Annotated in this window: 21 protein-coding genes and 1 riboswitch; of the genes, 11 read left to right on the plus strand and 10 right to left on the minus strand. The window is 68.9% G+C overall.

Annotated elements, in window-relative coordinates:
* Positions 1-39 precede the first annotated feature (39 nt).
* The 6 genes from ACFU5G_RS13820 to ACFU5G_RS13845 all read right to left on the minus strand — a co-directional run bounded on the left by ACFU5G_RS13820 (position 40) and on the right by ACFU5G_RS13845 (position 4,183).
* The gene (locus tag ACFU5G_RS13820) at positions 40-1,188 is read right to left on the minus strand and encodes an HAD family hydrolase (RefSeq protein WP_377245239.1); all 1,149 of its coding nucleotides are present in this window, start codon (positions 1,186-1,188) and stop codon (positions 40-42) included.
* A gap of 62 nt (positions 1,189-1,250) precedes the next feature.
* Complete coding sequence (locus ACFU5G_RS13825) at positions 1,251-2,102, minus strand: helix-turn-helix domain-containing protein (protein ID WP_377245242.1); 852 nt, start codon at positions 2,100-2,102, stop codon at positions 1,251-1,253.
* Positions 2,081-2,608, minus strand: a complete 528-nt coding sequence (locus ACFU5G_RS13830; RefSeq protein ID WP_377245245.1) for a DUF6879 family protein — start codon at positions 2,606-2,608, stop codon at positions 2,081-2,083. The genes ACFU5G_RS13825 and ACFU5G_RS13830 overlap by 22 nt, the downstream gene beginning before the upstream one ends.
* Positions 2,589-2,783 carry a hypothetical protein gene (locus ACFU5G_RS13835; protein WP_377245248.1) on the minus strand — a complete coding sequence of 65 codons (195 nt, stop codon included), beginning with the start codon at positions 2,781-2,783 and terminating at the stop codon, positions 2,589-2,591. Before ACFU5G_RS13835 ends, ACFU5G_RS13830 begins: the two co-directional genes overlap by 20 nt.
* Before the next feature lie 178 nt (positions 2,784-2,961).
* Positions 2,962-3,510 carry a hypothetical protein gene (locus ACFU5G_RS13840; protein WP_377245251.1) on the minus strand — a complete coding sequence of 183 codons (549 nt, stop codon included), beginning with the start codon at positions 3,508-3,510 and terminating at the stop codon, positions 2,962-2,964.
* A gap of 46 nt (positions 3,511-3,556) precedes the next feature.
* A complete protein-coding gene (locus tag ACFU5G_RS13845) occupies positions 3,557-4,183 on the minus strand; it encodes a competence protein CoiA family protein (protein ID WP_377245254.1) in 627 nt (208 codons plus the stop codon).
* A gap of 850 nt (positions 4,184-5,033) precedes the next feature.
* Here ACFU5G_RS13845 and ACFU5G_RS13850 point away from each other — a divergent pair.
* From ACFU5G_RS13850 to ACFU5G_RS13860, 3 genes are read left to right on the plus strand one after another with little or no spacing between them, the layout of a single operon-like run.
* On the plus strand, positions 5,034-5,723 hold the full coding sequence (locus ACFU5G_RS13850; protein ID WP_377245257.1) for a hypothetical protein: 690 nt from the start codon (positions 5,034-5,036) through the stop codon (positions 5,721-5,723).
* A complete protein-coding gene (locus tag ACFU5G_RS13855; RefSeq protein ID WP_377245260.1) occupies positions 5,720-7,705 on the plus strand; it encodes a hypothetical protein in 1,986 nt (661 codons plus the stop codon). Before ACFU5G_RS13850 ends, ACFU5G_RS13855 begins: the two co-directional genes overlap by 4 nt.
* Positions 7,706-7,741: 36 nt before the next feature.
* Positions 7,742-9,697: a hypothetical protein gene (locus tag ACFU5G_RS13860; RefSeq protein ID WP_377245263.1), complete on the plus strand. Its 1,956-nt coding sequence runs from the start codon at positions 7,742-7,744 to the stop codon at positions 9,695-9,697.
* 361 nt (positions 9,698-10,058) lie between these two features.
* Here the strand turns inward: ACFU5G_RS13860 and ACFU5G_RS13865 are convergent, their stop codons facing one another.
* From ACFU5G_RS13865 to ACFU5G_RS13875, 3 genes are all read right to left on the minus strand, one after another.
* The gene (locus tag ACFU5G_RS13865) at positions 10,059-10,562 is read right to left on the minus strand and encodes an SRPBCC domain-containing protein (protein ID WP_377245266.1); all 504 of its coding nucleotides are present in this window, start codon (positions 10,560-10,562) and stop codon (positions 10,059-10,061) included.
* Entirely contained in the window at positions 10,559-10,882 is a 324-nt protein-coding gene (locus ACFU5G_RS13870; protein ID WP_377245269.1) for an ArsR/SmtB family transcription factor, read from the minus strand. Before ACFU5G_RS13870 ends, ACFU5G_RS13865 begins: the two co-directional genes overlap by 4 nt.
* A 147-nt stretch (positions 10,883-11,029) precedes the next feature.
* Positions 11,030-13,384, minus strand: a complete 2,355-nt coding sequence (locus tag ACFU5G_RS13875) for a HelD family protein (RefSeq protein WP_377245272.1) — start codon at positions 13,382-13,384, stop codon at positions 11,030-11,032.
* 289 nt (positions 13,385-13,673) lie between these two features.
* On the opposite strand from ACFU5G_RS13875, the gene ACFU5G_RS13880 reads away from it, so the two are divergent.
* The 3 genes from ACFU5G_RS13880 (at position 13,674) to ACFU5G_RS13890 (ending at position 15,419) form a co-directional block, all read left to right on the plus strand.
* Positions 13,674-14,051 carry a DUF4259 domain-containing protein gene (locus ACFU5G_RS13880; RefSeq protein WP_377245275.1) on the plus strand — a complete coding sequence of 126 codons (378 nt, stop codon included), beginning with the start codon at positions 13,674-13,676 and terminating at the stop codon, positions 14,049-14,051.
* 79 nt (positions 14,052-14,130) lie between these two features.
* Positions 14,131-14,835 carry a class I SAM-dependent methyltransferase gene (locus ACFU5G_RS13885; protein WP_377245278.1) on the plus strand — a complete coding sequence of 235 codons (705 nt, stop codon included), beginning with the start codon at positions 14,131-14,133 and terminating at the stop codon, positions 14,833-14,835.
* Complete coding sequence (locus ACFU5G_RS13890) at positions 14,832-15,419, plus strand: flavoprotein (protein ID WP_377245281.1); 588 nt, start codon at positions 14,832-14,834, stop codon at positions 15,417-15,419. The genes ACFU5G_RS13885 and ACFU5G_RS13890 overlap by 4 nt, the downstream gene beginning before the upstream one ends.
* On the opposite strand, the gene ACFU5G_RS13895 is transcribed toward ACFU5G_RS13890, so the two are convergent.
* Complete coding sequence (locus ACFU5G_RS13895) at positions 15,403-15,855, minus strand: hypothetical protein (protein WP_377245284.1); 453 nt, start codon at positions 15,853-15,855, stop codon at positions 15,403-15,405. The genes ACFU5G_RS13890 and ACFU5G_RS13895 overlap by 17 nt on opposite strands.
* A gap of 57 nt (positions 15,856-15,912) precedes the next feature.
* Positions 15,913-16,021, plus strand: a riboswitch (TPP riboswitch).
* Positions 16,022-16,079: 58 nt separating this feature from the next.
* Between ACFU5G_RS13895 and ACFU5G_RS13900 the strand changes: the two genes are divergently transcribed.
* The 5 genes from ACFU5G_RS13900 to ACFU5G_RS13920 are packed head-to-tail and all read left to right on the plus strand — an operon-like array spanning position 16,080 to position 20,726.
* A complete protein-coding gene (locus ACFU5G_RS13900) occupies positions 16,080-16,751 on the plus strand; it encodes a YkoF family thiamine/hydroxymethylpyrimidine-binding protein (RefSeq protein ID WP_377245287.1) in 672 nt (223 codons plus the stop codon).
* Positions 16,748-17,374, plus strand: a complete 627-nt coding sequence (locus ACFU5G_RS13905) for an ECF transporter S component (RefSeq protein WP_377245290.1) — start codon at positions 16,748-16,750, stop codon at positions 17,372-17,374. The genes ACFU5G_RS13900 and ACFU5G_RS13905 overlap by 4 nt, the downstream gene beginning before the upstream one ends.
* Positions 17,364-19,052, plus strand: coding sequence for an ABC transporter ATP-binding protein (locus ACFU5G_RS13910; RefSeq protein WP_377245293.1), 1,689 nt, complete (start codon positions 17,364-17,366; stop codon positions 19,050-19,052). The genes ACFU5G_RS13905 and ACFU5G_RS13910 overlap by 11 nt, the downstream gene beginning before the upstream one ends.
* A complete protein-coding gene (locus tag ACFU5G_RS13915) occupies positions 19,049-19,837 on the plus strand; it encodes an energy-coupling factor transporter transmembrane component T family protein (protein ID WP_377245296.1) in 789 nt (262 codons plus the stop codon). The genes ACFU5G_RS13910 and ACFU5G_RS13915 overlap by 4 nt, the downstream gene beginning before the upstream one ends.
* Positions 19,838-19,889: 52 nt before the next feature.
* Positions 19,890-20,726, plus strand: a complete 837-nt coding sequence (locus ACFU5G_RS13920; RefSeq protein WP_377245299.1) for an aldo/keto reductase — start codon at positions 19,890-19,892, stop codon at positions 20,724-20,726.
* Positions 20,727-20,787: the final 61 nt, after the last annotated feature.

Below are 20,787 nucleotides of genomic sequence, written 5' to 3' on the forward strand. Positions count from 1 at the left end.
ACGCGCTTGCGGCATGGCTTCTCTGATCGAGAGGACTGTTCAGGCATAGGTCAGTGGGAGCTCGAATTCGGCGGGTCCCGACCGAGGCCCGAGTGCGGCCGTGCGCCAGTGGGCACGTCGTCGTCCCTCATCGCCGCGCGGGTAGGTGAGGCCGGCTTCGCGAGCGGCGCGCTCGACGTCGCGCATTGTGGAGGCTCTGCCAGCGGGGACCGGTGCCTGCCGAACCCATCGGCCCGCCCGGAGCGTGTGGACCTCACATCCGGCGAGGTCGGGACTGGAACCGTGCCAGACCCGGACCACGAGGGGGCCCGGCGCACGTTCTGCGGCAGTGTGGACAGCTGCGGCAAGTTGTGCGCCAAGCGGTGACAAGCCCGGCCGGCGCGCCGGGGCAGGGACAAGCGACAGGAGGATCGGGACTGCGCCGTTGTCTGCGATGTCCCCGGTGGTCTCGTCGGCTGCCTCGCGCACGGTGTCAGGTGCGTGTCCCATGGCGACGCCACGGGCTGCCCAGCCCAGCATGTCGATGTCGTTCACGCCGTCGCCGACCGCCACGGTGTGCTCGGGGGCAACCCCGAGCAGGCAGCGGATCTGTTCCAGCGCGGTGGCTTTGCTTGTTCTGGGCGCTGTGACATCGAGCCAGTTGTGGCCCGCTGGCGTCACGGTGACTCCGAGGTGACGTAGCGCATCCGCGTGGTCGGCGACGTGGCTGGTGTGGAGTGCGACTCGCGAAGCGTGTCCTGCCAAGAGATCTTCGAGCGGCGTCAGTTTCTGCGGTCCGTTGAGCAGCCCAGGTCCGAACTTGTGGTTCACGCGCCAGCCCCAGCCAACGTCCTCAACTGCGACGTCCACGCCGGGCGACAGCCGGGTCGCCTGGCGGACTACCGCTCCCGCGCTGAAGTTGCGGGCCTCCACCACCTTGTATCCCGACGATGCCCCTCCGTCTAGACGTACCGTCAGGGCTCCGTTGGAACAGGCGGCCCAACCCTCGGTCAGGCCTATTTTCCGGGCGGCAGCGAGCAGCCCGACAAGTGATCTTCCGGTTGCCAGCACGACGTGATGTCCGCTGGCGCGCACCAGCTCCAACGCCTGCACCGTCTCAGACGGCACCTTGTCGTCCCGGCCGATCAGCGTGCCGTCGATGTCGAGCGCGATCAGATGCGTTGCCGTTGCCGCTGGTGGCATTTTCATTGTCGGACCTCCCCAGGTGCTCTTGCTCTGGGAATGATCCTGAGGCCGCTATCGGGTCGGCACTAGCCGCTTTCCCGTTGTCGCACAAGGTCGTCTCGTATGCCTTCAAGAAATGGCTTCAAGGCCTCGCCATACAGAGCGTGCTCGGCGAACCCGTCGAACTTAGCGACGTAGAGGGCGACATCTCGAGGGTCGGTCACCACGACCTTCGCGTGAACGGTCTCGACGCTCACGGACCGGTCGTCGCGGACCACGAAGGCATGGTTGGGAATGTCCCGTTGAGCGCCAGTCAGCGGCACGACCCGCAGGTCGATGTTCGGCAGCCGCGTCAGGGAGATGAGCCGGTCCAGCTGTCCGGCCATGACCGGCGTCGGAACGATCAACCACCGCAGGACCGGTTCGGTGATGACGAAGCGCAGCGTCTTGTCCTCGTCGTAGAGAACCTCCTGGCGCTCGAGCCGTGCGCTCATGGTGCGCCGCACTGTCTCTTCGGTGAGGTCATCGTGCCGAGACAGGATCGCTCGCATGTACTCCGGCGTCTGCAGCAAGCCTGGCACGAGCGCGGGCTGAAATACCCGCAAGAGATCCATGTCGGCCTCGACGGCCTGCAGCTGCTTCTGTGCCTTGTGCAGACCGGCACGTTGGATCAGGCGCCAGGCCGTGGCCTCGGTTGCCACCGCACGAGCGGCCTCCATGTACTCCGCTTTGACCGCGTCGGACACACCGATGGAGCTCAGGATTCGGTCGACGTCGTCAGCACTGGGGGAGAGCTTGCCCGTCTCGATCTTGCTCAGCTTGCTCGCGGACATGACAGAGCTGCGGGCAACGAACTTGGCCTCCGTGCCAGAAGCCTGCCGTAGGGCCCGCAGCGCTGCGCCCAGCTCAGAACGATTCACTCGCCGTACGTCGCCCACCAGTCTGCGAACGGCACTGCGTGCGCCAGGGCCGTCTCCCGGTAGGCGACGTACTCCGGGCCGTGGTCATCCGCCAGCACATCGGCCCCGACGAACTTGCCGTCGCTGTAGTTGAACCGGGCTGGCGTGGTCGAGTCGAAGAGCCAGAAGTCGCCGACGTGGTCAGGTAGCTGTGTGGGCTGCTCGGTCACATCGAGGATGAAGAACTCCTCACCTGCCGTGGCATTGGTGGCGTAGCCCCAGCCAAGTTCGAAGCGTAGGTAGGGCGTCAGGGGCCGGCGAAGCACATGGACGCGGTACATGCGTCGTCCCGCGTCGGTGTGGGTGCGCACCTCGTCGAGCCAGTCCAGGTTGTAGTCGGCGGGCTTGGCCTGGCCGTCGAGGAACAACTGGTAGGCGTCGACATTGCCGGACCGGCTGTAGTCGTCGAGAGTCTCCAGGCGGAAGGCTTCGCGCTGAAACTGGCCGAACAGGTCTCCCAGGGTCTTAGGCGCCAAGCCGGTCACCGAAAGCCTTCCGGATCAGGTCCAAGGGGATCTCCACCAGGGTCTCGTGCGCGGGGATCGTCAGACCGTGATCGGTCGGCGTCTCACCCTGGATCAGAATCGTGTCTCGATCGGTCTCGTAGATCGTCGGGCAGTCGTTCTTGTCGCACGTGCTCGCGAGCGTCGTCACCTTCACGGCGGTTCCCCCTTTGGTTGGCCTGCTGTCACGTTTGATTCTTCGGTGTGTGTGGCGGCTGGGCAAGGGGATCGAGTTTCTACAACGGGAAAGCGTCGCATTGGGGCGGCAGGCGTCACGAGTCCAGCGGGACCGCTTGGAAGCAGTGCGTCTCGCGAGGTGCGACCACTCATTGCCGTCACGCTTGAGGCATGCGACCGGGGACCTGCTGCCACCGGTTGATCTTGGCGCAAGCGCGCCATCGTTCGGGCCCGACTGGCGTGACAAGGCCCGCATCGACGAACGTGTTGAGATACGACGCCAGAGCCTTGAGGGCGTAGTCCTCGTCATGCGTCCAGGTGATCGAGGCGGCTCGGAGCGCGTCCCAGCAGTCGTCGAGTGCGAAGTCGCGACCTAGTTCGTTGTGGATCACTGCTTGGTAGAGCGCGGTGTGCCAGTGGACTGGGATGGCTTCGATCGCCCAGTCGTGATCGCTCGGGTCCCTCAGCAGGCGAGGGGAGTTGCCCCACACGCGGTGAACCAATCGGCGCGCCTGCGATGCGTGCCAAGCGGCGTGCTGCCGTTGTTCTTCTTTTTCCAGTGCTTCTTCGATCGCGCGTTCGGCGGCTACTTCTTCTGCGGCAGCGCGACTGGCCCCCTTTATGGCAGCGTCGATTCTCCGCATCGTCGGTGTCACCAGCCCCTGGTCGGGATCCAGGACACAGGAATCCAAGTCGTCGATACGCAACCATGCAATGGAGTCCCAGCTGCTAAGCCGCGTTGTGAACCGCGAGTCACCGGCCAGCGTCCCGATCTGGCGAGTGACTGGGTTGATGACAAGCACATGCCGATCCGCCGCTGCGAGCGTTCGCCCGAGTGCCGGCAGCCGGACCGCGGATGCAAGCTTCGGATCCAGCTGCACGCGCGTGTGTGACCTCATCGCGGTCGAGGTCGGTCTGCTTCGCAGCCCAGAGTTCGGCGGGGAAGTGTTTGTACTCGACCTCCAGAGCGAGTCGTTGACCCGTTGACCAGGTCACCAGGACGTCGGGGCGGCGGTTGAGCTCGAGCTCGACGTTCTTGATGCTCTGTTCTTCGGCGACGTCGGCGCCACCGTGCGCCTCCCGAACCGCCCATTGAGCGAGCATGGCCTTGGACGCGAGGTGGTTGGCGCCCTCCGGGCCGCCCGAGTGCTCGACGGCCGTGACGTGGAAGAAATGGTCTCGCTTCGATCCGCCGCGCGTCGAGATCACCTCTTCGCATCCCGGGAAGAGACAGGTCCACTCAGCACGAGCCGTCTTGCGGACCTCCGCCGCAGCGCCTGGAGCAACGAACACTGGCTCGCCAGTGATCCGATGACGGGCCCACACCTGCCGGGTCTCGTGGTCGAGAAAGGCGGCAACCGCCTCGTGCCCCTGCTCCACGCTGCGACCGTACATGGGGGCTGGTCCGGTCGAAAGGAGGTCCTGTGATAGCCGTGGCGGTCATCTCCGGTGATCACCGGCGTGAAGATCGTGCCCAACCGGCGCCGGCGCCGATGGATCAGCCCTGAATGCCTCGGAGACTTGTGCGCGCTCCCGCGTAGGGAGCCCTGCGCAGGACCACCACCGTGGTCCCACGCTGCAGCGTCACCTGCCACGAACAGCAACGGCGACGCATCGGCACGCGACACACGCGTGCCTGGCGACGGATGCGGCTGCGTGGCGAGGGCAGGCGAGCAACAGACAGCGGGTCCTGCGGACCGTCGCGATGGGGGGGGGCTGGTAGTCGAAGCTCCGCACGCTTCCCACCGCGGGGATACGTCAGGCTAAGTTGGTAGAGAGCTACACCAGGTGTCAATCGGTGAAATTGAAGCCTCTGCCCTCGACCTCTTTGCGCGCCTTTAGCCATTACAGACGCGAGGGCACATTGCCAGTTCCAGCGCCGGGCACCGGTTCCGAGCCATCGGAAACGCTTGAGCTCTTCGCTACCTGAAGCGACAGCCGCCCAGTGGCTTCGTCGCGCCTTCCAACACCGCCCGACCTGCGGACAGTTGGAGACTGCGACGGCAGAGTGCTCCATGCGTCCAGGTCTCCGCTCGAACAGGAGACACCGACATTGAGGCCGACGGGCCACGACGAACAGGCTCTGTCGTCGATGCATTCCTACGCCGCCAGCGCAGCCAAGCCTCCGCGATGTTGCCACACAGGCGCAGCGCAGCCGCGCCCCTGTCGCCCGCCTGCGCTAGGCAAACTTTCCTCGCACGGGAGATCGCGGTGGCGCTAGCCTCAGGTCGTGGCGAACTTTGAGCAGGTAGCGAAAGGGCGCACGACCAGCATCTACCAGGATGCGGTTCGCCTTTTGCTGCTCATTGATGCAGCTGCCGAACCGGTCCCCGATCCGCGACCAACCGAGGCACCTCCAGATGCTGTGGCGGTCCTGCGCTCTCAGGTCTTGCTTCAGAAGCTCGATTTCTGGCTTCGGAACCCGGACTACCTCGCCGACGAACTGATCTCGCGCTTCGAGCGTGACGGCAGCGCTGATGACCTCGATCTGGCTCGCCAGATTTTGGAGAGCGACGAGCCCGAGGTCCGCTCGTACCAGATGCTCCGCTATCTCTTTGGTGCCTACGAGCCGCTCGATGAGGCCCTGTCGGTACTGCGCACTCCGGGCCTGGTCGTACGCAGAAAGCGCGGCAGTGCCGGGCATACCAGCCGTCATGATTACTACCTCACCACTTCAGGACGGGCCGCAGCACAGAAGATCGTTGATACAGCACCTGATCTGTCCTACTACGTCGAGCGCTCGATCCTGGTAGCCGATCTCGCCGCTGGCCGCCGTGGTAGTGCGCTGCGTGACATCCAGTACCTCCAGCCGGAGTACGCAGACGCTGGGCTCGGAACTCATATTGCCGGCATCGCTGAACGCGCGAGAAAGCGGCTGCGCGAAGCATCGGCAATCACAGATAGCGGAGGGCAGCAATGAGCGGACAGGGCGCCAGCCTAGTCGAACAGATCGCTTCGGCGGCCAGTTGCTCCCCGGAGGTCGTCGAGCAGGTGCTGAGCGACTACGGGCTTAACCTGACGACGAGCGTCCGGCACCATCGGAGCGTTCGACTCGATCGTCTGCGCATCCGCGGAGAGAAGGCCGGGGGTGTCGAGCCTGGCCCCTTCGATAGGACCTTCGCTTTCGACCTCGGTGTCACCGTGATTGCGGCCGACAACCTCCGAGGCAAGACCAGCATCCTCGAGGTGCTCACGCTCGTACTCAGGGGCGAGTTGAGTAACCTGCAAGCAGACGTACAGTCCTGGCTCAAGGAAGTCTCGCTCGATGTGCATATCAACGGGCAGCCGATCGGGTTTCGTCTCTCGCTAGAGGCATCCGAGATCACCGAGGGCCACATCCTGGCTGGCACGATCGAAGCCCTGACGGCGAGTGACGACTCGATCGCCGAGGCCGCCACCGAGCTTACAACCGTTCATGGCGGCGACCAGTGGGCCGATCAGGTCGGTGCATTCATGATGTCGCAGCTCGGCTTGGAGGAGATGCAGGTCTTCAACCGCGCACGCAACGATGACGAAGCCGGTGTCATCAAATCGCATGGCTGGCCTTCGTACTTCGGTGTCCTGTACCCCCCATCCGGCGCCGACAAGGTCCTGCTCGGAAGCACCGCGGGCGACTACCTTCCCGTCAGGCTGATGCAAGTCTTCCTGGACATGCCCGAGGCGACGCGTTCAATGCGGGTGCGGGCTCTCGCTCAACGGCTCGAAAGCGAGTTCAAGGCCGACGAGCGGCGGGGGCGAGATGCGAACGACGCGGTCGCGAGACGGCTTGAAGAGGCGAAGGCCAGACAGGCGAACGCCGAAGCTCGTCTTGGAAGGCTCCGCGACCAGGCCCCAGCCGAGAGTTTGCATGAGTTGGCGGGGCTTGCCGCTGCGGCCGGCGGGCGGGTTGCCGCTGCCAGACAGGCGGCAGAAGCGGCTGCCACCGCTTTCGGCGAGGCGCAAGTTGCGCAGGTTGCAGACGAAAGAGCCCTCAATGGTCTGCGTGAGTCGAAGGCGGCAAGCGCACTGTTTCACGGTTTGGACCCTCAGTTCTGCCCGCGCTGCGAGACGCCGATCAGCGACCAGCGCCGCTCACGGGAGCACGACGAACACCAGTGTGCTGTCTGTGACACAACGCTTTACGCGGACGAAGAAGACGACTATGCGGAGCGCGAGGCTCAAGCCCTCCAAGCATTTGTCGCCACCCGCGCGGCGACGAATGCACTAGATGCGGCGAGAAACAAGTCGCAAGCCGATCTCGACACTGCGCTGACAGATCTCAAGTCCATTGACCAGCGGATAGCCCAGGCGCAGGGTGTACACCAGACGACCGAGCGGATCGAAGCGGAGCACGAACTCGCTGCCGCGACCGCCGTGGCGGAGGCGCTTGAGGCGATGACACCGGAACAAACCGAGCCACCCGCGCCCGTGGTCGTGCTCGGTGCCGCGAGCGAAATCCTCAAGAGTGAAATAGCACAGGCAAGCGCATCGCTGTACACGGAGCTCAGTGACGCCACCCGCGATCTTGCGCTCTCCTTCGGCATTAGCGAGCTGGAGAGCATCAAGATCAAGGCCAACGGCAACATGGATGTCACCAAGGGTGGAGGCGCGCGGTCCAGCTTCAGCGCACAGAGCCCGGGTGAGCGGCTTCGCCTACGGTATGCCCTCGTCGTGGCACTGCTACGCACAGCGCGCGGTCGCGGCATCGCGGGGCACCCGGGCCTCCTTTTGCTTGACAGCCTCAAGGCCGAAGAGGTGCAAGACGACCACGCGCAGACGCTTCTCCAAGGCTTGGTCACTGCCGCTGCTGAAGAGCCTGGACTGCAAATCCTTGTGACGACAGCGGACAAGACCCTCGCCGCGTCGGTGCCGGGGGTGGCAGGCAACATATCACCCGAACCTGGTCAAACGACGATCTTCTAGCGATATAGCCTCATTGAGTCGCCCCGGGAGGTGCAGATGACGATCATTGAACGCCTCGCTCACGCGGCAGCCGTTTCGAGCGCACCAATAACTCTGGAGTCACTCGGGGCGGTCGACGAGGTAGCCGCCGGAGCAGCGGAGTTGGCAGCTGACCCCCTCGCCCCGAATGTCGCGCACGCCTTCTGCGCTCAACTGCAAGACGGCCCATGGACTGACTCGCATACGACAGCATTACAGAGTTTTGCCGCGGGCTTGGCCCAGCAGCACAGCTACCTCGCGCTGCGAGAGACGGCCGACATCTTGCTCGAAGACGAGCAAGCACTGGATCTCGCAGCCAGCGCCCTTCACGATGCCCTACTTCCAGGGACCGCAACCATCACGTCGAGCCCGTTGCTCGCGGGGCTGCAACTCGACATAGCACTCGAAGTGGCGGCAAGGACGGCGGTTGCTCCCTACCGACTGCTGGCACTGCTCACAGGTCCGGTCCAGGACTACCCCGAAGACTTTGAGGACCCGCTGGCGCGGGCGCTAGGCGTCGCGGCAGACGTCTGGACAGCGCCCACGGAGCGGGAGCGTTTCGCCGCAACCTTGGCGGAGCTGGCTGAACGCGGCAGTGAAGACGCGGCCTACGAGAGCGCCGTCGAGCATCTCCGAGACGCTCTCATGCAAACGACCAAGAACGAACTCGTCAGCAAAGTCCGTCAAGCCCGGGACAGATTTGCGGTGCTCTCTGGTCAGGTCGAGGGGCGCGAAGACGCGGCCGCCTTTGCGCAAGCATGCACTGCCCTCATCGCCTTCGACGAGGCGGACGAGGCGTCGCTCTCTGCGGCGGCGCATGAAGCTCGATCCATTGCAGATCGAAGAGCGCTTCTCGCTTACGGCATGCACAGTCGGCACCACGCCACAGCGCGCCACGTGGCGCAACTCGCTTGGATATCGCTGGCATGGCAGCTGGAGATCGCCGCGACCGAGATCGAAGAAGACGCCTTCCTCGATACCTGGGTCGCAGTCGACGCGATCATCAAGGTCTACGAAGCCGACCGACAGTTCACCAATCTGCAGACCGTCACCACGATCATCCGACCAAAGCTCGCAAATGAAATCGCGCAGCGCCAGGCGATGGCACACCAGCTTGAGCGAGCCGTCATCATCGACAAGCGGCGCGACGAACCCGAGCTCCCGCCAGAGATCTACGAACTCTTCGACCTGGTCCAGAGCAGCAGGGTTACACCGCGCGAATCGAGCGATGCGCCAGAGGAGTCATCTCATAGCGAGCCATATCTCGTTGCACTTCTAGGGCCGGCGTCGGCAGCGCTCGGTAGCCTCTCAGAGCCTCGTCGAGCAGAGCTCGAAAACGCAGCTCGCCAGACCTTCGTCGGCAGCTTTGCAGGTGACCGGCCCCGAAACGAGCCCATCGAGCGCCTATCCGCCCGCCTCGTAGCCGACCTCAGCGAGAACACCGCATTTACCGGCATGGCGAAGGCAGATTTTTCTCTTCTCGTCGTTCAAACCGTGCGATTCCTCGTCTTCGTCGGCGACAACGCGCAGCCGTATACGGCACCAATCCCTCGCGGCGCACAGCCACCACTCGAAGCTGCTATCCAGGATGGCTTCCACCAGTTCCTCAGTGCGTCAGATCTAGCTGGCCGCGTCGGGAAGGAGCACTCCAACATCGCGGGTGGTCGTGCAGATGTGATCGTCACCTTCGATGGAGCTCGTCGGTACGTCACGGAGGTCAAACGCGAGCTTAGTAACGCGGCAAGAGAGAGCATTGACGCTGCGTACTTAGCTCAGGCCGTCGAGTACCAGTCAACAAACGTACCGCTCGGGCAGTTGCTCGTATTGGATCTCACCGATCACTCGCGTGGTACCCCGCACATTGACGATTCGATCTGGGTAACGCACCGACGTGACACAACAGGCCGGGTGACGAACAGTGCAGTCGTCGCAGTCGTACGGGGGAATCGGCCGACGCCCAGTGCGATGAGGTAGGTGTCGCCGCCAGGCCTTGGATTGGGCAGTTGCCAAACTGTGATGTCCTACAGCGGTGTGAGAGCGTGACGAACTTCCACAGGTTCGTCGTGATCGACCATGGGCCCATGCATCTGCACGTCGCTTCGGATGACTAACCGGCGACAGCCTATGAGGCGCCGAGTGGGGATCGAGGCGAACGGGTAGTCTTGGCGTAGAGCAGACACGAATCCTGCTCCTCGAGAATCACGACAGCCCGTCGCAGTCCCAACTGCTGCCCTCGTGGTAGGGGCGCACCCGGCCTGCTTCCCCCACAGTTCCCCCAAGGCATCAAGCCAACCGGCGAACCACGAGGCCAGGGCCACATGACACGCTTCAACGTCTAGTTCTTGTCGGCGCTGCGGACTCCGTCCGGGCTGGTTGTGGACATCGAGACGCTACGAACGCGCGCACTCGTCAGGGTGCTGAGGTCGGCGAGTGCGTCGAGGACGAAGCTCCAGCCCTGACGGTAGTTCTCTGCGGGCTCAGGGGTCGTCCACGGGCCAGTGTGCAGCACTGTCACCCGAGTGCCGTCTTCATCAGGCGCGAACGTGACGCGCACTCGCTCCTCTGGTTCTTCGTGTCCGTTGTCGGCCCAGATCCAACTGAACTCGAGGAGTTCGCATGGGTCCCACCTCAGATATTCGCCGTGCACGGCGATCCCCTTGTCGGTGGCCTCGATTCGATAGCGGCCCCCGATGTGGCCATCGACAAAATATCGAGTGTCTGGCCAGGTGTTCCACCACCATTTGGCCAGTCCCTCCTCGGTAGTCCAGGCCGACCACAGCAGCTCCTGGCCAAAAGGGAAAGTGCGGCTGAGTTCCAAGCGGTCCGTTCGAACGGTCACGGCTTCTCCAGATGTCTCTCGAGGGAATCGAGCTGGGTGTCCCAGAACAACTTGCGGGTCGCGATCCAGGTTTGCAGGTCATCGAAACCGACCGTCCGGATGCGGTGTGTGACCACCCGACCCGACTTTCGTGAGGTGATGAGGCCTGCGTCGGCCAGGGCAGCGGCATGTTTGGCGATGGTTGGAAGCCCGATCCCGGTCAGCTCGGAGAGTTCAGAACTTGTGGCTTCGCCAGTGCTGAGTCGGCTGAGGATCTGCCGTCGCGATGGCTGTGCGAGCGCTGAGGCCACCGCGTCGAGCCCATCTGAATACTTCGCCACGTAGCGAAGTGTTGCACGGTGAGCGTCATCGCGTCCAGAGTTCGAAACCAGGACGCGAACGGGCCGTGACGGCTGCCGACAGACAGCAATTGCCTCGCTGCCCGCGCCTGACAGGCGTGAGGCGGAGCCAACGGCGCCACCCGGCTGTCATCCGGCGAGCACCACGAGCCGCTGGGTCGCCCGGGTCATCGAGACGTAGCGGTCGACGGCCCCCGCCAGCCCCGCCCGGTCGCCGTCACCGCCGAACGACCCCGGTTCCACCACGACAACAAGGTCGAACTCGAGCCCCTTCGCCAGCTCCGGGGTCAGCGACCGCACCCGGGGCGGCGCCGCGACCGCGCCGTCGGCGCTGATGACGCACGCCGTCCCCGTCGCATGGTCGGCCAGCCAGCCCGACAGCACCGAGTCCAGCTCCGCGACGGCGCCGTGCGTCACCGGGATGCCGCTGCGCCGGACCGACGTCGGCACGTTGGCGTCCGGGAGCGCGGCTCGGATGACCGGCTCGGCCTCGGTCATGATCTCCTGGGGCGTCCGGTAGTTGATGGTCAGGGACGCGACCCCGATCCGGTCCAGGCCGACCCGCCGCAGCCGCTCCGTCCACGACTCGGTGAACCCGTGCCGCGCCTGTGCGCGGTCGCCGACGATCGTCATGCTTCCCGACGGGCATCGATCCAGCAGCATCTGCCACTCGGCGTCGGTGAGCTCCTGGGCCTCGTCCACGACGACGTGCGCGAAGGGCCCGGCGAGCAGGTCCGGGTCGGCGGCGGGCAGGGCCGTCGTCTCGACCAGGGCGCCGCGCAGGTCCTGACCGCGCAGCATCGACATCACACCCAGGTCGGAGTCGTCGGTGGCGATCAGGTCGTCCACGACGTCGGACATGCTGGCGCGCTCGGCCGCGAGCGCGGCCTCCTGCCTGCGCCGGCGTCGGGAGGCGTCCGGGTCGCCGATCCTGCGCCGGGCCGCGTCGAGGATCGGCAGGTCGGCGGTGGTCCAGGCCTGCGGGTCGGCCCGCTGGAGGCGCGCGACGTCGTCGGGCGCGAGCCAGGGCGCGCACATGCGCAGGTAGGCGGGCACCTCCCACAGGTCTCCAGCGATGTCGGCGGGGTCCAGCAGCGGCCACGCCCGGTCGAAGGCCCGTACGAGGTCGCGGTTGGTCTCCAGCGCGCGGCGGACCGCCACTGAGGGGTCCTCCGGCCGCAGCCCGTAGGCGTCGAACTCGTCCCGGTCGTGTGCCGCCTCCTCGTCCCGGAGGCGGCCGTCGAGCACGCCGTCGTCGAGCACACCGCTCTCCACGCCGTAGTGGACGACGTCGTAGTCCACGTCGTCGTCCACCACTTGGGCTCCGTCGTCGGCCTTGTCCGTGAGGATCGTGAGCAGCTCGGCCCAGATCTGGTCGCGGGCGTCGTTGTGCGGGACGCCGGGCTCGGCGGCCCCGAACGCCTCGGCCCAGTCGGCCGCGCTGATCCGGACGGGGCCCCACGGGGTCTTGATCTCGGTGTCGTCCTGCGGCGGGTTCTCGTAGAGGCGCACGGCCGGCTCGACCGCCGCGACCAGGCGCGCGTCCGCCTTGAGCCGGGCCACCTCCGGGTCGTGCTCGGGGGCAGCCGTCCGCCCCTCGGGGACGAGGTCCCGCACGGTGCAGGTCTGCACGCCCTCCTCACCGAGGCTCGGCAGGACGTCGGCGACGTACGCCAGATAGGGCTCGTGCGGCCCGACGAACAGGACGCCGCCGCGGCGATGCCCGAGCCGCGGGTCGGAGTACAGGAGGTAGGCCGTCCGGTGCAGCGCGACGACGGTCTTGCCGGTACCCGGGCCGCCGTCGACCACGAGGGCGTCGCGGGAGCCGGCCCGGATGACGGCGTCCTGGTCGGCCTGGATGGTGCCGAGCACGTCGCGCATCCGCTCCGACCGCACGCTGCCCAGGCTGGCGATGAAGGCCGACTGGTCGTCCAGCGCGGCCTGTGCCTCCAGGGCGTCCGGCGTGAACACCTCGTCCCAGTAGTCGGTGACGCGGCCGCGCGTCCAGCGGTAGCGGCGTCGGCTCGTCAGGCTCATCGGCTGCGCGTGCGTCGCGCCGAAGAACGGCTCGGCCGCGGGGGAGCGCCAGTCGATCAGGAGGCGGCGCCCGTCGCCGTCGGTCAGGCCGAGCCGCCCGACGTACACCGGGCCGGCCTCGTCCTCGCCTGCCGTGCCGTCCTCGGGCACCATGCGGCCGAGGCACAGGTCCAGGCCGAATCGGCGCAGGGTGCGCAGCCGCGAGGTGAGCCGGTGGACCTCCTGGTCACGCTCCAGCGCCGCCTGCCCCATGACGGCGGGTGCCCGGCGCGCGGCGTCGAGCCGCGCCGACAGCTCCGCGGTCGACCGGTCGAGGCTGGTGGCGATGTCCGCGAAGTGTTGCTCGTCGGCGGCGATCAACGCGGGGTCGGACTTGGCCGCGAGGCGGGCGGGTAGGTCGAACGCGCTGGTGGCTGGTGTCAGGACGGAGGGCTTCGTCTCGCGCATGTGCAGGTCTCGTTCCCGTCGGCTCGACTCTACGGCCCGATGCCGACCACGCCTCTCAGGCGCCGGACGGCCTCCTTGGCGGTCCGAGGTCGGTCGCATCGGTCGACGAACTCATCAGCAGACACCGTGCCCCAGGGGCAGGCTCAAGTCGGACCGACCGCGCGGCGATGCTGAGCGACCGGCGCGGACGAGGTCGCTTGACCGGACCGGCGGCGACGAACCCGGCCGGCTCGGGCCCTGACGCTAGGCTCAGCCGCGGTCAACGAAACGACGAACGAGAGGGAGCTCCGTGGGTACCTGGGGTCCGGGCAACTTCGACGACGACGCCGCGGCGGACCACCTGTCGCGCCTCACCGACCAGCTCGTGACCGAGGTCGCCGAGGCGATGTCCGGTGACCCGGTCGGGCTGGAGCCCGACGAGTACTGGGGCGTGGCCGTCCCGGCGAACTTGGAGCTCCTGGCGGTGCTCGCCCGCCTGGACTACGTGGGTGCCCTGCTGCCGGAGGCCGCCACGATCGAGACGTGGAAGCGCGACTACCTGGCGGTCTGGGACAGCACGGTCGACGGGCTCGGTCCCTCCCCGGAGTTCCGGGCGGCCCGGCGCGCCGTGCTGGTCCGCACCTTCGACGACCTCGCCGAGCTCCGGCGGCTGGCCGACGCCGGCTGAGGGTGTCGGTCCGGTCCGCCCCGACGGCGCTCCGGTAGCCTCCCCGGAAATCGGACAAACCGCGCACACGAGGGGACTCATGAAGCCGGACCACTACGACAGCTTCGCGGACAACTACCACGCCGAGAACACGTCGAGCCTGCTCAACAACTACTACAACCACCCGGCCCTCGTCCGGCTCGCGGGTGACGTGAGCGGGCGGCACGTCCTGGACGCCGGGTGCGGCACGGGTCCCGTGACGGAGGCGCTGCGCTCGCGGGGCGCCGTCATGACCGGGATCGACGGCAGCCCCGCGATGCTCGAGCTCGCCCGGCGCAGGCTGGGCGACGACGTCCCGCTGCACGTCGGTGACCTCGCCCAGCCGTTGCCGTTCGCGGACGACGCGTTCGACGACGTCGTCGCCTCGCTCGTGCTGCACTACTTCCGGGACTGGAGCGGGCCCCTCGGTGAGTTCCGGCGGGTGCTGAAGCCCGGCGGCCGGGTCATCCTCTCGGTCAACCACCCCACCGTCCGGGTGGTCACCAACCCCGAGGACAACTACTTCGCCACCCTGCAGCACTCGGAGGTGCACGAGTTCGACGGCGAGCCGGCGACCCTGACGTACTGGCACCGGCCCCTGCACGCGATGGTCGACGCGTTCACCGCCGCGGGGTTCGGCATCTCCGTGCTGGCCGAGCCCGAACCGGCGCCCGACACCCCGCCCGAGCTGCTCCCGCCTCGGATCGTCAGCGGTGAGCGGTCGGCGTTCCTGTGCTTCATCTACTTCGTCCTCGAGGCGCGTTGAGCGAGGCCGACGGCCTGGCCCCGGGCCCCACGACCCTGGGTGTGCTGTACGTCGTGGTGACCGGTGCGGGGGCGACCCGGCAGGTGCCGTCCCTGCTCCTGCCGCCCGCCACCGAGCGGGGCTGGGACGTGCGCGTCCTGGCCACGGAGCAGGCGGTGCGTGCCTTCCCCGAGGCGATGGCGCGGATCGAGGAGGTCACGGGGCGTCCGGTGCGGACGGACTTCCACACCACGGTCGGGTACTCGCTGCCTGACCCGGACGCCGTGATCGTGGCCCCGGCGACGTACAACACGCTCACGAAGTGGGCGCTGGGCATCGCCGACACCTACGTGCTGACCCGCCTGGCGGAGCAGGTCGGACGCCGCGTACCGATCGTCGCCGCGCCCTACGTCCACACCAGGTTCGCCGCGCACCCGGCCTACGCGGGCAGCCTCGCGACGCTCGAGGAGTGGGGCGTGCGCCTCGTAATCGGCCCGAGCGAGTCGCACGAACCGGGTGCCGCCGTGCCGGACGACTTCCCGTGGGCGGAGATCCTGGACACGGTGACGTCGGCCCGCGCAGGAGCGGTCACGCCTCGACCGTGACCTCCACGGCGACGTCGTCGGCGTCGAACCGCACGGCCGGCCAGTAGCCGTCCAGGAAGTGCGCCCCGCACGAGTCGTCCAGGTGCAGCACGACGTCGCCGTCGGCGAGCACCTCCACCGTCTGCAGCACGAGGTCGTGCGCCGCCTCGGCGAGCTCGTCCGGCGTCGGCTCCTCGGCGCTGAACTCCTTGACGACGGCGTCCGTCGCGCGCCGCTGCCAGCCCGCGCGGTCCGCGAAGAACGCCGCGACACGCGGCAGCAGGGCGGACGCCGCGGCGGCGTCGGTCGCCCGGACCATGAGCTCGGGCTCGCCGTCAGCGGCGCCGGCGTCGGCCGAGTACCAGTCGTGGACCAGGGTCTCGCCGCTGGTCAGCGTGGTCGTGGCACGGGCGAGCTCGCCCCAGGGGGACGGGACGGTCGCGGCGTCGTCGGGCATGCGCCGATGCTAGCGAGCGGACGCGTGGGGGCGGCGTCCGGCCGTGCTGTTACGGTGAGCGCAGTGCACGGGAGTCCGGTATGCCGGGCTGAGAGGGAGTACTCGAACTCCGACCGTAGAACCTGATCCGGATCATGCCGGCGCAGGAAGCGACTCAGGACGTGGGGCCGTAGGGCGCCCGTCCTCCTGTGCCGACGGATATCCGACGGACAGGGAGCACCCCGATGGCAGACCTTGCCACCAGTACCGATGCCACCAGCACCGACGAGACGGCCGGGCTGCGCGGCGACCCGATGCGCTTCGGCGTCGGCGCACGGATCACCGCGGCGGTCATGTCGGACGACTACGTCGACGTGATCCTGGGCGCGCTGCGCGAGGCCGACACGACCGGCCTCGTGGTCGAGACGGGCGACGTGAGCACCTACGTGGGCGGCTCCGAGGCCGACCTGCTGCGCTACGTCACCGACCTGACGGTCGGGATCGCGGCGTCCGGCAAGCACGCCGCGATCACCGTGCACCTGTCCAGGGGCTGCCCGGGCGAGGTGGTCTGCGAGCTGCCCGGCGGCGCGGGGCCGCGCGTCACCGAGGTGCCGGAGGGCCGCGACACGGGCCGGTTCGTCACGGCCGAGTGGGCCCTGTACCCCCTGGCCGACGACGTCCGCGCGGACGTCACGCCGGACCACATGCGCGACATCTACGCCGCGATCGAGCTGGCCAAGGAGAACGGCACGTTCCACGGCTCGCAGCACTTCGTCACGCGCCTGGAGGGAGACGCCGGCCGCGTGCTCGCCAGCGCGTTCGCCGGGTGGGTCCTCGCGGGCCGCACGGTCCAGCACGTGACCAGCCACCTCACCCTCTCGGTGAACAGCCCGAGCCACGCGGGCGGCACCCGATGAGCGAGACGACGGAACGCCGGCGCGCGCGGCTGCCGCTGCGCGACATCGTGCTCATGGTGATGCTCGGCGTCGTCTTCGGGTTCCTGTACTGGGCGCTCGTGCAGGCGTGGAACGGGCTCGCCGTGGCCATGGGACCGGCCGGCGACCTGGCCCAGCACGTGCTGCTGGGCGGCTGGCTCCTGGTGGCGCCGATCGCGGTCGCGATCATCCGCAAGCCCTTCGTCGGCATCATCGCCGAGGTGATCGCGTCGGTGGTCGAGGTGGTCTTCCTGGGCTCCCCGGTCGGGCCGCTGCTGCTGGTGGCCGCGGCGATCCAGGGCGCGGGCAGCGAGCTGCCGTTCGCGCTCACGCGCTACCGGAAGTTCGGGTGGGGCGTGTACGCGCTCTCGGGCGTGCTCGGCGCGGGCCTGGTGTTCGTGTGGTCCGCGTTCCGGTTCGGCTGGTACGGGCAGGACATCCTGGCGCTGCGCCTGGGCCTCCAGCTCGTCTCCGGACTGGTGCTGGGCGGGCTGCTCGCCAAGGTGATCGTCGACCGGCTGCACGGCACGGGCGTGCTGGACGAGTTCGCGATCGGCCGCGCGGCGGCCGCCGGGCGCGGACCCGTGGTGCGGCGTGAGCGCTGACGTGACCTCCACCGCCGTCGTCGAGACCAGCGGCCTGGAGGCCGTGTACGGCACCGGCGACGGCGTGGGGCCCGTCGACCTGCGGATCGCCGCCGGGCAGAGCGTGCTCGTGCTCGGCCCGTCGGGCTCGGGCAAGTCCACGCTGCTTCGGATGCTGCACGGCGCGGTGCCGTACGCCGTGCACGCCCAGGTGGACGGCGCCGTGACCGTGGCGGGCCGGCCGGTCGCCGGCACGGGGATCGCGGGGCTCGCCGACGTCGTCGGCGTCGTCGCCCAGGACCCCGAGTCCGGCGTCTGCCTGCCCGACGTGCTCGACGAGGTCGCGTTCCCGCTCGAGAACCTCGCCGTCGCCCCCGGCCTCATCGGGCCCGCCGTGCGCACGGCGCTCGACCGGGCCGGGGCGGCGGGCCTGGCCGGGCGGGCGACGGCGGAGCTGTCCGGCGGCGAGCTGCAGCGCGTGGCGCTCGCGGCGGCCATCGCGCCGTCACCCCGCTTGCTGCTGCTCGACGAGCCGACCTCCATGCTCGACGCCGACGGGATCGACGCCGTGCGGCGTGCGCTCGACGTGGTGCGGCGCGAGACCGGTGCCGCCTGCGTGCTCGTCGAGCACCGGCTCGACGAGCTGGCGGGCGACGCCGGGGCCGCCGCCCTGCCGGACCGCTGGATCGTGCTCGGCAAGGACGGGCGCGTGCGGCACGACGTCGCCGTCGAGGACCTCACGGTGCCGATGCTCCGGGACCTGGTCGGCGAGGGCTGCTGGCTCCCGCTGGACCTGGAGCTCCGCGCGCTGCTGGGCGACGCCGCGGCACGCTCGGAAGGTGCGCTTCTACCCAGCGATTGGGCCCGAAACCAGCCCGATTCCCGGCCCGATGACCGGGTAGAAGCGCACCTCGCCGGCCCGCGCGGCGGGACGCCGCTCCGCGCCCGCCGGCTCGCCGTGTCCCGCGGTCCCCGTGCCCGACGTCGCGAGGTGCTCCGCGGCATCGACCTGGAGCTGCGCCCGGGCACCACGACAGCGCTGGTCGGCGCCAACGGCAGCGGCAAGTCCACGCTGCTGGCCTGCCTCGCGGGCCTCGACCGCCCGGCCGCGGGCAGCGTGGAGGGCCCGCGGGCCGGGCTCGTGTTCCAGAACCCGGAGCACCAGTTCACCGCCACGACGGTGCGCCAGGAGGTGGCGCACGGCCTGCCGCCGGACGCCGCGCCCCGGGTCGAGCAGGCCCTGGCCCGCTTCGGGCTCACCCGGCTCGCCGACCACAACCCGTACCGGCTCTCGGGCGGGCAGAAGCGTCGCCTCAGCCTCGCCGCGATGCTCGTCCACGAGCACCCGTTCCTGCTCGCCGACGAACCCGGGTTCGGCCTCGACCGGCACGCCTCCGTCGGCGTGCTCCGCGCCCTGCGCGACGTCGCGGCCGACGGCCGGGGCGTGCTGTTCTCCAGCCACGACCTGCGCGCCGTGGCCGGCTACGCCGACCGCGTGCTCGTGCTCGCCGACGGCACCCTGCTCGCCGACACGACGCCCCTGGAGCTGCTGCGCGACGAGCCGCTCCTGGAACGCGCCGGCCTGCGACCACCCGCTCTGCTGCGCCGGCTCGCCGCCGAGGTGAGCGACGGCCCCGCCCTGGTCACGGTGCTGCGGGCCATGGACGCCGCCGCCCTCGCACTAGGGGTGGCCGCATGACTGCCGTCGACACGCGGCCCGGACCGCGCACCGGACCGCAGGCGCCCGCCCGGTCCCTGCTCGCCCGCCGCAACCCCACGGTCAAGGCCGCGATCCTGCTGGCGGCATCCCTCGCGACCCTCGGTTTCCTGGACCCGCGCCCCCTGCTCGTCCTCTGGGCGCTCGCGGTCGTGGCGGTCCTGGCCGCTGCCCGCCTCCCGGTGCGCACCCTGGTGCTCGGCCAGGTGCCGTTCGTCGTGTTCGGCGTGGGGCTCGTCGCGATCAACGCCCTGAGCCGCCCGGGCACGCCGGTGGTCGCGGGCGCCCCGGTCAGCGTCGAGGGGCTGACGATCGGCGTCGCCCTCGCGCTGCGCGGCCTCGTGATCGGCGTGCTCACCATCGGGTTCCTGGCCTCGACGCCGCCGCGCGACCTGATGGTCAGCCTCGTGCAGCACGCCCGGCTGAGCCCGCGCTACGCGTACTCGGTGCTCGCCGGCCACCGCATGCTCGCGGCGATGCCCGAGCGCTGGGCCACCATCCGGGCGGCCCACGCGGTGCGCGCACCCCTGCGCCGGGGCCGCCCCCGCTTCGGCCCGGCCGACGCCGGGCGGGCCGCCTTCGCGCTGCTGGTCACCTCGATCCGGTCCTCCGAGCGGATCGCGCTGGCACTGGAGTCCCGCGGGCTCGGCGAGCGCCCCCGCACGGTCTGGCGCCCGGTCCCGATCGGCCGGGCCGACGTCGGGCTCGTGCTGGTGGTGCTGGCCGCCTGGGCCGGGGCGGCTGTGCTCGGCGTGCTTCTGCGGTGAGCGGGAACGGTTACGGTCGAGGGACCTGATGTCGATGCTGAGGAGCCCTCGTATGTCGATCCCCACGGTCGCCACGCCGTCCGGATACACCTTGCCCGCCGTCGGGTTCGGCACCTACCGCCTGCGCGGGGAGGCCGGGGCGAGCGCCGTCGTCGACGCGCTGGACGCCGGCTACCGGCTGCTGGACTCGGCCGCGAGCTACCAGAACGAGGGCGCCGTGGGCGCGGCGGTCCGGCGCTCCGACGTGCCGCGCGACGAGATCGTGGTGACCTCCAAGCTGCCCGGCAAGTACCAGGCGTTCGACGACGCGATCCAGACCGTCGAGGAGAGCGTGCTGCGCACCGGCCTGGACACCGTCGACCTGTACCTCATCCACTGGCCCAACCCGTCCGTCGGCAAGTACGTCGAGGCCTGGCGCGCCCTGATCGAGGCGCGCGAGCGCGGGCTGGTGCGCCAGATCGGCGTCTGCAACTTCCTGCCCGAGCACCTCGACCGGCTCGCGCAGGAGACGGGCGAGCTGCCGGCGGTCAACCAGATCGAGCTGCACCCGTACTTCCCGCAGACCGAGGCGCTCGCGTTCCACCGGGAGCACGGCATCCTCACCGAGTCGTGGAGCCCGATCGGGCGCGGCAACGACCTGCTCGACAACCCGGTGATCACGCGGATCGCGCAGGCGCACGAGGTCAGCCCGGCGCAGACCGTGCTCGCGTGGCACGTGGCCTGCGGCGCGATCCCGCTGCCCAAGGCCGCCGGCCGCGACCGGCAGCGGGAGAACCTGGCGATCTTCGACGTCGCGCTCACCGACGACGAGGTCGCCCGGATCACCGCCCTGGGCCGCCCCGACGGCCGCACGGCCGACCAGGACCCGGCCAGGTACGAGGAGCTCTGAGCCGCGGGGGAGCCGCGGCCGGGTCCGGGGTCCCCGCCCGAATGAGTGGTCGGTAGAAGGT

This window comes from Promicromonospora sp. NPDC057488 (assembly GCF_042802395.1).
Lineage (GTDB): Bacteria > Actinomycetota > Actinomycetes > Actinomycetales > Cellulomonadaceae > Promicromonospora.

Excerpts from the sequence above, each read along its gene's own strand:
- ACFU5G_RS13895 (WP_377245284.1), bottom strand. The coding sequence starts at position 15,855 with ATGCCCGACGACGCCGCGACCGTCCCGTCCCCCTGGGGCGAGCTCGCC.
- ACFU5G_RS13860 (WP_377245263.1), top strand. The coding sequence starts at position 7,742 with ATGACGATCATTGAACGCCTCGCTCACGCGGCAGCCGTTTCGAGCGCA.
- ACFU5G_RS13900 (WP_377245287.1), top strand. The coding sequence starts at position 16,080 with ATGGCAGACCTTGCCACCAGTACCGATGCCACCAGCACCGACGAGACG.
- ACFU5G_RS13915 (WP_377245296.1), top strand. The coding sequence starts at position 19,049 with ATGACTGCCGTCGACACGCGGCCCGGACCGCGCACCGGACCGCAGGCG.
- ACFU5G_RS13885 (WP_377245278.1), top strand. The coding sequence starts at position 14,131 with ATGAAGCCGGACCACTACGACAGCTTCGCGGACAACTACCACGCCGAG.
- ACFU5G_RS13875 (WP_377245272.1), bottom strand. The coding sequence starts at position 13,384 with ATGCGCGAGACGAAGCCCTCCGTCCTGACACCAGCCACCAGCGCGTTC.
- ACFU5G_RS13905 (WP_377245290.1), top strand. The coding sequence starts at position 16,748 with ATGAGCGAGACGACGGAACGCCGGCGCGCGCGGCTGCCGCTGCGCGAC.
- ACFU5G_RS13820 (WP_377245239.1), bottom strand. The coding sequence starts at position 1,188 with ATGAAAATGCCACCAGCGGCAACGGCAACGCATCTGATCGCGCTCGAC.
- ACFU5G_RS13920 (WP_377245299.1), top strand. The coding sequence starts at position 19,890 with ATGTCGATCCCCACGGTCGCCACGCCGTCCGGATACACCTTGCCCGCC.
- ACFU5G_RS13855 (WP_377245260.1), top strand. The coding sequence starts at position 5,720 with ATGAGCGGACAGGGCGCCAGCCTAGTCGAACAGATCGCTTCGGCGGCC.